Origin of the sequence: Escherichia sp. E4742 (assembly GCF_005843885.1) — a bacterium.
GTDB lineage: Bacteria > Pseudomonadota > Gammaproteobacteria > Enterobacterales > Enterobacteriaceae > Escherichia.
This window is the reverse complement of sequence record NZ_CP040443.1, coordinates 3,318,000-3,330,185: the sequence shown is the minus strand read 5'-3', so window position 1 is coordinate 3,330,185 and position 12,186 is coordinate 3,318,000. Positions and strand designations below refer to the sequence as shown.

The window sequence follows — 12,186 nt, the reverse complement described above, 5'->3', positions numbered from 1 at the left end:
CTGATGCGCTACGCTTATCAGGCCTACAATTCTCGTGCCACTCGTAGGCCGGATAAGGCGTTCACGCCGCATCCGGCAATGGTGACAAATGCCTGATGCGCTACGCTTATCAGGCCTACAGATTCTCGCGCCATTCGTAGGCCGGATAAGGCGTTCACGCCGCATCCGGCAATAGTGACAAATGCCTGATGCACTACGCTTATCAGGCCTACAAATTCTTGCGCCACTCGTAGGCCGGATAAGGCGTTCACGCCGCATCCGGCAGTGGTGACAAATGCCTGATGCGACGCTCGCGCGTCTTATCAGGCCTACAAATTCTTGCGCCACTCGTAGGCCGGATAAGGCGTTCACGCCGCATCCGGCAGAGACAACGCGTACTTTGCAGGTCAAACGCCGTAACGTTCGCACCAGCCAAGAATGGCTTTCTCGAAGCAGGCGAATGGTGGATGCACAATGCCCGCGCCAATCATGCCGACGCCCGCATCTTTATGGGCGATGGCGGTGTTGATCACCGGCAGAATGCCGCTGCTGCCCACGCGGGTGATGTCGATAGCCGACGGTACGCCCATAAAACCGAGCAGCGGAATGGTGACGTTGGGGTTTTCACCGAGGGTGATTTCGCGCATCTGACGGGAGAAATCAATAGCTTCTTCCACCGTGCCGCCCACCAGCGCGACGATAGCGGGCGCGGTCGCCATAGCAAATCCGCCAATACCGTAGGTTTCGGTGATGGCGCTATCGCCGATATCCAGCCCCGAATCTTCCGGCTTATAACCTGCAAACATCGGGCCGATGACCTGCTGCGCCGGACCGGTAAACCATTGCCCCGGTAATCCGCTGACCCGCAGGCCGAACTCGACGCCGTTACGCGCCATGGTGGTGACCACGGTGCTGTATTCGATGCCGTGCGCCGCATCCATCGCCGCTTTACACATCGCCATCCACGTCGGGCCGGAGAAGTAGTCGCTGCTGGCGACAAACTCAAACACTTCGCGCTGTTTCTCCACGGAATAACCGGCCTGAATAATTCCCGGCGTCAGCGCCTGAATCAGCAACGTCGTCCCGGCGTTATTGCGGTTATGGCACTCATCGCCCATATGCAGCGCCTGCGCCAGCATTAAGCGCAGATCGATCTCACCGATAATTTTCATCGCGTCGCGCAGCATTGGCCCCTGCACATCGCGCATCCAGTTGAGGCGGTCGATCACGCTCTGATCGTTGGCCCCCATACGCAAAATCTTCGCCATCTGCTCGCTCATATTGGTATAAGCGATGTTGCCGTAGGTTTTGTTTTTTACGATGTGCATAAACATCGAGGCCGAGGTAACACCCGCCATCGATCCCACACAGTCGTGTTCGTGGCACGGCGAGAAGGTGATCTCCCCGGAGGCCGCCAGGTCAGCCGCCTCGTCGAGATCTTTCGCCAGTCCTTCGAACACCAGCGCTCCGGTGACCGCGCCTTTCATCGCGCCGCACATTTTTTCCCAGGTGATCGGCGGCCCGGCGTGAAGAATGGTTTTCGGCGTCATGCCGGGCACCACGTTAATCGCCTGATCAAAGCCAATCAAAACCGGATGCGACTGAATAATGCGTTCCAGCGCCTGCTGATTAGCGGCAGCGATTTTGTCTGCCAGCGGCGAATCGGCAATGTTATCCAGCGCCTGCACCACCTGCATATTGCCCTGCCCCGGCGGCGTCCAGTCGAGTTGAGTCACTTCTACATGCTGCTTTTTCAGATCATCGCTAAACATGGCGATACCGACGTTAATAACGTTCAACGGTTGGCTAAACAGTGACTGGCTCATCAGGCTTCCTCCCCTTTGCAGATAAATTCACGCGCCAGCAATCCGGTATTGGTGCTGCTGCTCGCCAGAATCACTCCGGCATCAAGCAGCATCTGGCTTTGTTGTTCTAACGATGGCGTATCAAGATCGGTACCCAGCACATAGGCGAGAATGATCAACTCGCGTCCTTCGGCAGCGGCGATCGCTTTCGCTTCTTTGATCGCCTCGATGGTGGAGCCGACCGGATCTTCATGCGATCCAAATCCGAGCACAAAATCCATCACGATCACCGCCACTTCTGGATCGCGCGCCTCTTCGATCAAGCGACTGATGCGGTTGGTGGGGTCAATCATTGGATGCGGCTTGCCGTTGGTGAAGTCGTCATCGCCAAAGTCGAGGAAGGTGTGTTTGATGCTGCGGTTGATATCTTTCAGGCGGAATTCCGGATCGGGCTGAATGTTGCTGTAGACATCGCCATGTTTTTCCATCACCGCGAACATGGTTTCGTCGCACAACGTGCCGCCGCAGAACAGGCCACGAATGTATTTCTGCTGCGGTTGCAGACGCGCACGCACATCCGCAATCAACGGCTGGTTAAGCGTATGCAGGTCGAGATTTTCCTGTTTCACGCCGGAGAGCATCACCGCTTTTAGCGCCGCCTCTTTGGTGCCGCGGGCAAACTGTAGCCCCTGCTCATCCACCGGCGTTTCAACGCGACCGAGGAAGCAGACCACCACCGGCTTGCGGCAGGCACGTGCGCGTTCCAGCACTTTGCGGGCCACCGCAGGCGCGGGAGGTTTTGAAATCAGCGCGATAATTTCAGTTTGCGGATCGTTTTCCAGCATCCCGATGGCGTCGAGCATCATCAGGCCGCCGATTTTCTCGCTCAGGTCGCGCCCGCCGGTGCCAATCAGTTGTGAAACGCCGCCACCAAATTCATGAATGCGGACGCTCAGCTCCTGGCTGCCGGTGCCGGATGCGCCAACAATACCGATGTTGCCGCGACGCACGGCGTTACCAAAACAGAGCGCCGCGCCGTTGATAATCGCCGTGCCACAGTCTGGCCCCATCATCAGCAGCCCTTTTTCGTGGGCCAGTTGCTTGAGCGCCAGTTCATCTTCAACCGAGACGTTATCGGAGAACAACATCACGTTGAGGTCGTTTTGCAGCGCCTGACGCGCTTCGCGAGCGGCAAACAGACCGTTGACCGAAATCACCGCCAGGTTACTTTCCGGGATATGCTTTTTGGCGCTGGCAAGGGTGGCGTAACGCGCCTCATGCGAGCCACTTTGCGCTTTGCTGTTGAACAGTTCTTCAATCTCCACCAGCAACTGCTCGTTGTCCGCGCCCGCTTTGCCGTTAATAACGATCATCAGGTCGCCGTTTTTCGCCTGCTCCAGCTCCGGCGTCAGCAGCCCTAAATTGTTCAGCACGCCTTTGTTCATTTCGGTCGCCATCGCCACAAATGCCTGCTCGACGCCGTCGAGTTTATTTGCACGCGTGGAGATGGACATCAGCGAGACAGAATCAAAATAGGTATTCGGTTTAATGACTATTTTAACTGACATAATTCCCTCCGTAGGTTTGGCTCAGCGCACAACCATCGGCCATGCCATACAGCATGTCGCAGCCGGAACTGGAGCCAATATGTTTAATTTTTTCTATTGCCTGAGTGGCGTTCTCAGGGATGTCATTAATGATGCCGTGAATAAAATGGTAAATATTTTCCCGACAGCGTTGTTGTAATGCGGCTTCCAGCGTAATAGCACTTAATAACGTGGTATTATTTCTGCCGCGTTGCAGGCCGAGATAAAATTCCTCTTTGCATTTTCCTGCCGGATGCCCGGAAATAAATAAAACAAGCACCAGACCTGTTAAATAATCATCGGCTGAAGGTGTCAGACCAATCCCTAACCCCATCATATTAGCGACCGCTGACGCGATATTTTGTTTATCGTTTAATGCCTGAATAACAGCACGTCGCCTGATATGTAATTCTTTATTTAACGCCTGATAAAACGGATTATCACCGCGATAATTAAACAGGGTTTCATTTTCCCCCAGATGCTGATGAATAATGTCGTGCCACTGTTGCCAGGCGATAAGGTGAAAATTCTCAGCGGTCATTTGCAAGGTTGGGGACAGCCAACGCTGGCAACGACGCTTATCTATATGAATATATTTACCAATCGTAATTCCGTGCTCGTCAAACTGAACTTTTTCGCCATGATGGAACAGGCCATCAAAGTGAGTGAGTGCCAACCGACAACTGTTTGGCGCATTGTCGTATTCTTCACAAAGCAGCGTCAGCAACTGCTGGCGAGCCGGGAGCGCAATATTTACCGCTCTGGCAAAGACCTGTTCAACCTGTCCTTGCCCCCGCTGCGCCAGAAAATCCGCATCCGCAGTTAGCGCCCACACACACCGTTTTTCTGGTGTGTTGATAGCAAGCCTCCCGGTTTATGCACCTGCGGCAATCAGTAACTGCGCAATCTCTTCAAAGCCCCGTTCCCGCGCCAGTTCCAGTGGCGTTTTGCCATATTTATCGGTCAGATGCGGGCTGGCACCGTGTTCCAGCAATAACTGGACAATCGCCTGCTGTTTAATACCGCCATCGTTAAGCACAATCGCTTCCAGCAGCGGCGTCCAGCCAACATGGTTGGTCTGGTTAACGTTAATCTCCGTATGCGCCAAAAGCTCTTTCACAATACTTAAATGGCCTTTTTCACAGGCAGGCGTCAGGCCGACACCACCGAAACGGGTGACGCAATTAAGGTCTGGTTTAGCCGGTAAAATAATTCGTAGCAGCGTTAAATCACCGTTCAGGCAGCTCATTAAAAAAGGATTTAAACATGTCAGGTCTTGTTTATTAATATCCGCCCCGGCATCAATTAATGCCTGAACACAAGCATATTGCTGATATAAACTTGCCAGCGTAATTGCCGTTTTCCCCTGGCGATCGCAGGTATTAATATCGACACCCAGCGCAAGACAGGTTTTTACTTTATCGATATCGCCCTGTTGTGCAGCCAATAAATAGTCGGCAGGTAGATTTTTTATAGTCATTCACATTCCCCTGGTTTTTGTGGCTGTTTTCGATGAATTGAGAATAGCAACGATAATCTGATAAAAGAACCCGCTTAAATTTAATTCGCCGTATTTCGCCTTTTTGTTGAATGATGTTCAACAATCTTTTCGCAGTGTGCGGTAGTGCAATATTTGTTTCTTTGACCCGATACCCTTTCACTCAATCAGGTTTTATTTCTCTATAGTCTGCACATGTAAGAGTAGCTTTCGTCCATGTCTAACCAGAGGGGAACAAGATGAACGGACTCACGGCAACGGGTGTCACCGTCGGTATTTGTGCAGGGCTTTGGCAGTTAGTGTCTTCACATGTCGGGCTCTCTCAGGGATGGGAATTATTAGGAACCATTGGCTTCGTCGCATTTTGCAGTTTTTATGCCGCAGGCGGCGGTAAATCGGGGTTTATCAAAAGCCTGGCGGTTAATTATTCCGGGATGGTGTGGGCGTTTTTCGCCGCGCTGGCTGCCGGTTGGCTGGCCTCTGTAAGTGGACTGTCCGCGTTCTGGGCGAGCGTGATTACGACTGTACCCTTCTCGGCGGTAGTGGTCTGGCAAGGGCGTTTCTGGTTACTGTCATTTATTCCCGGTGGCTTTCTCGGCATGACGCTGTTTTTTGCCAGCGGGATGAACTGGACGGTGACGTTACTGGGTTTTCTGGCGGGTAACTGCGTGGGGATAATTTCAGAATATGGCGGACAAAAATTAAGCGAAGCGACGACTAAACGCGACGGGTATTAAAAGTTATTCAAAAATGATTATCTATCTTTAACCGATACCTCTACAGTCATAGCTGGAGAAATTCATATTAGATAATGGCGGGAATGGTTTAATGAACTCAATTTTTACCGAAGAGAATCTGTTGGCATTTACTACCGCTGCGCGTTTTGGCAGCTTCAGTAAAGCGGCAGAAGAGTTGGGTTTAACCACTTCCGCCATTAGCTACACCATCAAGCGTATGGAGACGGGGCTGGATGTGGTGCTGTTCACTCGCAGTACCCGCAGCATTGAGTTAACGGAGTCCGGGCGTTATTTTTTCCGCAAAGCTACCGACCTGCTGAATGATTTTTATGCCATCAAACGTAGCATCGATACTATTTCGCAGGGCATAGAAGCACGTGTGCGCATTTGTATTAATCAGCTGCTTTATACGCCCAAACACACCGCGCGCTTATTGCAGGTGCTGAAAAAGCAATTTCCAACCTGCCAGATTACCGTCACCACCGAAGTGTATAACGGTGTCTGGGATGCGATTATTAATAATCAGGCGAACATCGCTATTGGCGCCCCCGACACACTGCTGGACGGTGGCGGTATTGATTACACGGAGATTGGTGCGATTCGCTGGGCTTTTGCTATCGCCCCGAATCACCCGTTAGCCTTTGTGCCGGAGCCAATCGCTGAAAGTCAGCTACGTCTCTACCCCAATATCATGGTGGAAGACACCGCGCATACGATTAATAAAAAGGTGGGCTGGTTGCTGCATGGGCAGGAGTCGATTCTGGTGCCAGATTTTAACACCAAATGTCAGTGCCAGATTTTAGGTGAAGGGATTGGTTTTTTGCCGGATTACATGGTCCGTGAGGCAATGGCGCAATCCCTGCTGGTTACCCGACAAATTCATAATCCGCGCCAGGATTCACGCATGTTACTCGCAACCCAGCACTCTGCCACCGGTCAGGTGACGCAGTGGGTTAAAAAACAATTTACGCCTAAAGGGATATTAACGGAGATTTATCAGGATTTACTGCATCGGGAGAATTAATCGCTGCCAACCTCCCGATGCGCTGTGAATAGCGGTTTACATCAACCACCTGCTTTCATTACCCATTCAGAGATAAATTTATTACCCGGAACTGGCGGGGAGTACAAATAGCCCTGCAAAAAGTGAACGCCTTTACCGATCATTAAATCCGCCTGCTCTTGGGTTTCTACCCCTTCCGCTACGATACTCAGACCAGGCTTACGCGCCAGTTCGACAATGTTGTCGACAATATGACCGGAGATTTCGTCCACGCTCGCCATTTGCACAAATGACTTATCGATCTTAATAAAATCGACCGGGAACGCCTGCAAGTAACGATAGGTCGCATAACCCGTACCAAAGTCATCCAGCGCAAAGGTAATATTGTGCTGATGAAGGCTATCAAATATCGCTCTGGCTTCTGGCGTTACCGGAATGGGGTTACGTTCCGTCAGCTCAAGAACCAGCTTGATTTTATCGTTACCTAATTTCTTAACCAGGTTCAGACACTCTTTTTCAAATCCCGCAGCCAAAAAACAGCCCGCCGAGACGTTGATACCAATATGGAAGTTGTCCGGCAGCAAATGTTTTACCGGCATCAGAATATCCGCAGTCTGTTTCATCAACTGGCGGGTCATTATGACAATAAGACCAGATGACTCCGCCAGAGGAATAAATTGATCCGGCGGGATGATTCCCGTTTGCGGATGTTCCCAGCGAACAAGCACTTCACAACCTGTCAGTACTCCTGTCTGAGCACAAAATACCGGTTGGATCCATGGTTTGAATTCATGGTTTTCCAGCGCCAGACTGATGGCTTCAGGTGTGACAATATGGTGACAACGGTTGTCAGGAAGATAAATTTTATTTTTATTTCCCGTGGCGGTGGTTACCTGCGGGTGATACTGAAAAAAGATATCCCGCCAGAAGGTAATATCACTCTGGATGCCTAATTTCTCATACAACTGCTTCTTTTGATGTGAAATTGTCTTTGCACTGCGATTTCTGTACTGTGAGATTTCTGTAACCGACATCCCCTCCATTAGCAGCTTGAGTAAAAGCCGTTCTTTTTCGGACACAATACCAGGCAACGTCAAATTCACCGTTGCGCCGAACTCTTCCAAAAAAACACTCAAATCATGCGAAGCCATTTAACACACCTTGATTAAATCTTGTGCGCCAGCTTAATCTGCTTGTCTTCACTCTGGCAGGAAAAGCTGGCTGCAAGAAAATGACACAGAGAGCCGAATTGGTACCCATTCGGCTCTCTCCTTTTACTTATTATTCAGATCAGAATTGCCACTTAACGCCAATCATTGCTGAGGTGTCATTATATCCCTTATCAGCAACCTGAACGCCCACATTTCCCCAGACATTCAGGTTGGCATTTAGCTGTCCTTCCACACCCGTTTTTATCTCGGCAATATTTCGGGCTCCATCCTGAGTGACTGACACGCCATCCATGCTGGTACTGAAATCCTTACTGTTATGCAGCCAGTTCACTTCTACAAACGGCTGGAACTCGCGGGATTTACCGTCATCCATTTTATGATGGCTCTTCAGCCAGGTTTTTACGCCAAGTCGTGTTTGAATGTTGCCATCACCGCTGCTATCAACAAGAGTACCGTTGCTTTCGCGGTGCTTATCGGCTTTGACACCCATCCAGGTAACCTGAGCTTGTGGCTGAACATACCATTCATTACGCGTTCCCTGGCTGCCATTAAATTCAGCTAATTTGTGTTTGTATCCAGCTTCCAGTGAAGCGGTAAATCCTTTTGATTTATAGGATTCACTTTGTAAATCATCACCTTTCACTGTGTTATCAAACCAGCTGTACTGCGCCCAACTGTCGAGATACGCGCCATTATGCGATTCGTCATCGGCATACCAGGTGGCATACAGGCCGGTGCTATATCCGTTCACACTCGCTTTTGCACGATAACCGGTTCGCGAGGAAATGGTTTTGCTGTCGCTGTTGCCATATCCCGCCATGACCCCAACATGCCAGCGGTCGCTGCCGTTTTGGCCCCACTGCGCGATATCGCCTCCCAGTTGCAGAACATAGCGATTGCTTTGGGTTTTCAGCTGGCCGCTGCCATCGCGCCATTTATTATGACCACCTTCATGGCGCATCCACATAGTGGTTTGTTTCTGCTCACCCGTCACCATGTCGGTATAGTCCGTATTACCCAGACGCTCATGCAGACGCGTGGTGAACATGGTATTCGCTGCTGCAAGGTTCGCGATGTAGCTACCCGCCTCCGGTCGCAGGTCATTATCCACATTCAGATCCGGACCCGGCGTAGGTGTCGGGTTAGGGGTCGGCTCTGGATTCGGGTTTGGCTCCGGATTCGGGTTTGGCTCCGGATTCGGCATCGGCTCTGGCTCCGGTTGCGGTTCAGCTGAATCACCACCACTGGTCAGATACCAGTTACCACTGTTTGCCCCCTTACCACGCGCGAGAGTGTAGTCATATGCGCCCGCAACGATACGTCCCGCCTGAACAAATTCCCCCTCAGACTTACCATCAACATGGATAAGTTCAATGCCGTTAAGCGTTTTAGCGCCTGTACCACCAGCGTTATTCACCGTAACGGAGGTCGTGCCGCTGGTATCGCCCTCAACAACCAGTTTATCCGTCACTGAATCATCGCCATTCAGTGCCGTATTCATCACCAGTCGGCCGTTATCACCATGGTAGTTCCCCTTCACCACTAACGCGTTGCCCGCTTGCTGTCCAGACTCTCCGGTCATCAGCGTACCGTTGTTAGTCAGGTTGCCGCCCAGGGTGTAATTCACAGGCACAGCCGCTCTTTTTTCAGCGCTATTATTCAACACCAGGGTACCGTTGTTCTCAACGTTTGCGCCACCCAATCCCTGTGCATGACTTACCAGCACTTTAGCCGAGCTGGCAATATTCATATTAGCCGTCAGGTTGCTGTTATCGCCCGCGACTTCCAGCGTGCCGCTCTGAATATTCAGCTCCCCGTTCCCCGTTAACGAACCTGCTGAAGTCCCCCCGTTGGCAAGAGTCAGACTGCCGCCGTTTAAGTTCAGCAGCGAATCGGCGCCGCCATTGAGCGTACCCACGGTCTGGCTGTGACCATTCATATCCAGTTCAGTCTCTGCCGCCAGACGCAGTTCCTGGGTATTACCCAACACGTTATCGTTATTCAACAAGAGCGTCCCGCTGCGCAGATCGGTAATACCGGTATAGTCGTTGTCTTTGTTAGAAAGCGATACGGTCTGACCTTTCTGGCTGCTGAATGCCAGGTCACCATTGCCGGTAATCTTTGCGCTGAGATCGGCGGCATTCTCGCTTTTACCGTTTGCACTCAGCACCAGAGCATCACTGTCGGTAGCCTGCAAATCAAGCTGCGTCAGGCCATAGCCGATATACAGGCCATCATTGTTTACCCCACTCGTCAGACGATAGTCGTAAGTGCCGACGGCCGCTGTTTGTCCATTCTGTTGAATATCACGTTGGGCGCTGCTGGAGAGGATTTGCCCATTTTTATCCTGCAATTGCAGATTGCCAGCATCGCCCAGAACTTCCGCACCTTGCGCATCAACCAGCTTAATGGCGCTGTTACCATCATCAACTTCAGTGAGCGATAACGCAGAGTCAATATCACGAGATACTGAGCGGACAACGTCACTGTCTGAAACCTGAATCACACCCTCGCCGCGCAAATCCAGCGTTTTACTAACGTTGACTGTCCCTTCTGTCATCTGTGCACCTGCTGCCAGGGCACCAAAATCAACCGTTCCGCCGGAGAATCCCAAAGTGCTAATGGAGTGAGCGCCCTTACCCACTGTTACCAGGCTTCCCTGACCCGCAGTGATCCCGCCTTTCTGCAGAAACTCCGCATTCTTTTCCAGGTTAAATGTCGTGTTCTGGAACGCCAGTGAACCCTGGAACCAGTCTGTATAAGCAAAATCATCGAAGGAGAATTCGTGATTCCCCATGTTTATTTCAACAATGCCTTTACCTTCAAGATCGTTATCAAATACCCAATCTTTGTTGGCATTAATTTGCAGTTTGCCATCAACATCCAGATCCGCGTTGCCAATGTTTTTTTCTTCAGAAATAACCGCGACAGCATCGGAAGCAACATCAATATATCCGCTGAAGGCATAGTTATTGCCGGTCAACTCCACCGTCCCACTGTCGATACTTATTGTACCGTTGCCGGAAATCTTATTGGCAAAGGTCATGCTATCGTCAGCCTTCAGGTGTAATTTCCCGCGGTTGGTGATATCTGCAGTGCCTATATTTTGGGTGATCCCCAACGCCCCATTTTTCTCAATCGTTACTTTGCCGCTAAAGGCAGAGTTATCACCGGTTAAGTAAGTCGTGCCATTGAGCGCATTGATGTAACCCAGGCCCTCGCTGCCACTGACAATATCCGCGGAAATAGTCGCATTTTTATCCGTGTGGTTTAAGGTGATTTTCTTCTCGGATGTCTTTGCCCACACAAACTCAATTTTTTCGGCATCAATAATCCCTGCAGCCTTCGCCTCATTCCCTTGCTGTGCACCTAACGCCAACTCAGAGTTGGTGCTTAAACTAATAGTCGGTGCTGAAATTTTACCACCTTCTGAAACAGCAAGTGTTGTATCGGAGACTTGATCATAATAGCCCAGGCTAATTTTTTCACTGGCATTAACTTCACCGCCGTTATTAACTGACAGGTACTGATTACCACCGTAACTGCCGTAAACGCCCATAAAGAAGGTTTTGGAATTTACCTGGCTACCTTCACCACTAACATTTCCCTGCAAATAGGTCAGACGGCTGGTGCCCTTAACATGGATTTTGCCGCCGTTGGAGACGTTAAAATAGCCTCTATCGTGGGTAATATTAGAGTAAGATTCATATAAATCATCAGCATATAACTCACTGCCGGCATTGGCGACGTTCAGAAACCCCGTCCCTTTTAACAAAAAGTTAAGCGAGCCATTGATATGCACCTTCCCTCCGGTGATATCCAGCCCACCACCAGAAGCGAGAGTCAGACGTGGACGAGAAGAGTCTGTCGCATCGATTACCAGATTGGCATTGTCGGTCACTGAAATACGGTAATCAATAGTCTGGTTATCTTTACCGAATACAGCTGTGTAATCTTCACTTACAGCAACATCTTTAGACAGTGCCAGAGATGAATATAAACTTATCGCGCTAATTAAAACAGCCCGGGACTTTTTTCCTTTTATTTTGCTTCCCAGTTCAGAGCAGACGCTCCAACAGTTACGGGACCTGTTCCACTTTAGCCGATATATTTTATTCATCACAATCTCCAGCAATACATCCAAATAAAACCAAGATTGCATAAACAGCAACGTATAAAATGCCATCCCGGTTGCTGCTCATGGCATATATAAATTCAAAAAAATCGCATAACATTGATAACCACATACCTGGGTATGCAGTTCAGAGAGTAATAATAGATTAACTTACTACCGGACACCTATTTCAAATTAACAATATTAACTTAATCCTTACATTACCCCCCAGTCTCGAACATATGCGCATTATATGTATCTAAGAGCTCAAATCAACTCAAAATATAAACAA

Annotated in this window: 9 protein-coding genes; 2 read left to right on the top strand and 7 right to left on the bottom strand. The window is 50.3% G+C overall.

Annotation, left to right across the window (positions count from 1 at the left end; genetic code table 11):
* Nucleotides 1-23: 23 nt before the first annotated feature.
* The 5 genes from FEM44_RS16180 to FEM44_RS16160 all read right to left on the bottom strand — a co-directional run bounded on the left by FEM44_RS16180 (nt 24) and on the right by FEM44_RS16160 (nt 4,850).
* Nucleotides 24-251 carry a hypothetical protein gene (locus FEM44_RS16180; protein ID WP_138159087.1) on the bottom strand — a complete coding sequence of 76 codons (228 nt, stop codon included), beginning with the start codon at nt 249-251 and terminating at the stop codon, nt 24-26.
* Nucleotides 252-386: 135 nt separating this feature from the next.
* The gene (locus FEM44_RS16175; protein ID WP_000083437.1) at nt 387-1,805 is read right to left on the bottom strand and encodes a DUF1116 domain-containing protein; all 1,419 of its coding nucleotides are present in this window, start codon (nt 1,803-1,805) and stop codon (nt 387-389) included.
* Entirely contained in the window at nt 1,805-3,352 is a 1,548-nt protein-coding gene (fdrA, locus tag FEM44_RS16170) for an acyl-CoA synthetase FdrA (RefSeq protein ID WP_135523196.1), read from the bottom strand. The genes FEM44_RS16175 and fdrA overlap by 1 nt, the downstream gene beginning before the upstream one ends.
* Nucleotides 3,342-4,205: a DUF2877 domain-containing protein gene (locus tag FEM44_RS16165; protein WP_021550296.1), complete on the bottom strand. Its 864-nt coding sequence runs from the start codon at nt 4,203-4,205 to the stop codon at nt 3,342-3,344. The genes fdrA and FEM44_RS16165 overlap by 11 nt, the downstream gene beginning before the upstream one ends.
* Nucleotides 4,206-4,244: 39 nt before the next feature.
* Nucleotides 4,245-4,850 (bottom strand): ankyrin repeat domain-containing protein, encoded by a 606-nt coding sequence (locus FEM44_RS16160; RefSeq protein ID WP_000153100.1) that lies wholly within the window; start codon nt 4,848-4,850, stop codon nt 4,245-4,247.
* Between the two features lie 257 nt (nt 4,851-5,107).
* On the opposite strand from FEM44_RS16160, the gene FEM44_RS16155 reads away from it, so the two are divergent.
* Together FEM44_RS16155 and FEM44_RS16150 are read left to right on the top strand one after the other, a co-directional pair.
* Nucleotides 5,108-5,605: a DUF1097 domain-containing protein gene (locus tag FEM44_RS16155; protein ID WP_135523197.1), complete on the top strand. Its 498-nt coding sequence runs from the start codon at nt 5,108-5,110 to the stop codon at nt 5,603-5,605.
* A 91-nt stretch (nt 5,606-5,696) separates the two neighbouring features.
* Nucleotides 5,697-6,629: a LysR substrate-binding domain-containing protein gene (locus FEM44_RS16150; protein WP_135523198.1), complete on the top strand. Its 933-nt coding sequence runs from the start codon at nt 5,697-5,699 to the stop codon at nt 6,627-6,629.
* Between the two features lie 41 nt (nt 6,630-6,670).
* On the opposite strand, the gene FEM44_RS16145 is transcribed toward FEM44_RS16150, so the two are convergent.
* Together FEM44_RS16145 and FEM44_RS16140 are read right to left on the bottom strand one after the other, a co-directional pair.
* Entirely contained in the window at nt 6,671-7,759 is a 1,089-nt protein-coding gene (locus tag FEM44_RS16145) for an EAL domain-containing protein (protein ID WP_130209778.1), read from the bottom strand.
* Nucleotides 7,760-7,898: 139 nt separating this feature from the next.
* Nucleotides 7,899-11,900 (bottom strand): autotransporter outer membrane beta-barrel domain-containing protein, encoded by a 4,002-nt coding sequence (locus tag FEM44_RS16140; protein WP_138159085.1) that lies wholly within the window; start codon nt 11,898-11,900, stop codon nt 7,899-7,901.
* Nucleotides 11,901-12,186: the final 286 nt, after the last annotated feature.

Bases quoted from the DNA above. Each gene is read 5' to 3' on its own strand.
- FEM44_RS16175 (WP_000083437.1), bottom strand. From the start codon at position 1,805: ATGAGCCAGTCACTGTTTAGCCAACCGTTGAACGTTATTAACGTCGGT.
- FEM44_RS16145 (WP_130209778.1), bottom strand. From the start codon at position 7,759: ATGGCTTCGCATGATTTGAGTGTTTTTTTGGAAGAGTTCGGCGCAACG.
- FEM44_RS16155 (WP_135523197.1), top strand. From the start codon at position 5,108: ATGAACGGACTCACGGCAACGGGTGTCACCGTCGGTATTTGTGCAGGG.
- FEM44_RS16150 (WP_135523198.1), top strand. From the start codon at position 5,697: ATGAACTCAATTTTTACCGAAGAGAATCTGTTGGCATTTACTACCGCT.
- fdrA (WP_135523196.1), bottom strand. From the start codon at position 3,352: ATGTCAGTTAAAATAGTCATTAAACCGAATACCTATTTTGATTCTGTC.
- FEM44_RS16140 (WP_138159085.1), bottom strand. From the start codon at position 11,900: ATGAATAAAATATATCGGCTAAAGTGGAACAGGTCCCGTAACTGTTGG.
- FEM44_RS16160 (WP_000153100.1), bottom strand. From the start codon at position 4,850: ATGACTATAAAAAATCTACCTGCCGACTATTTATTGGCTGCACAACAG.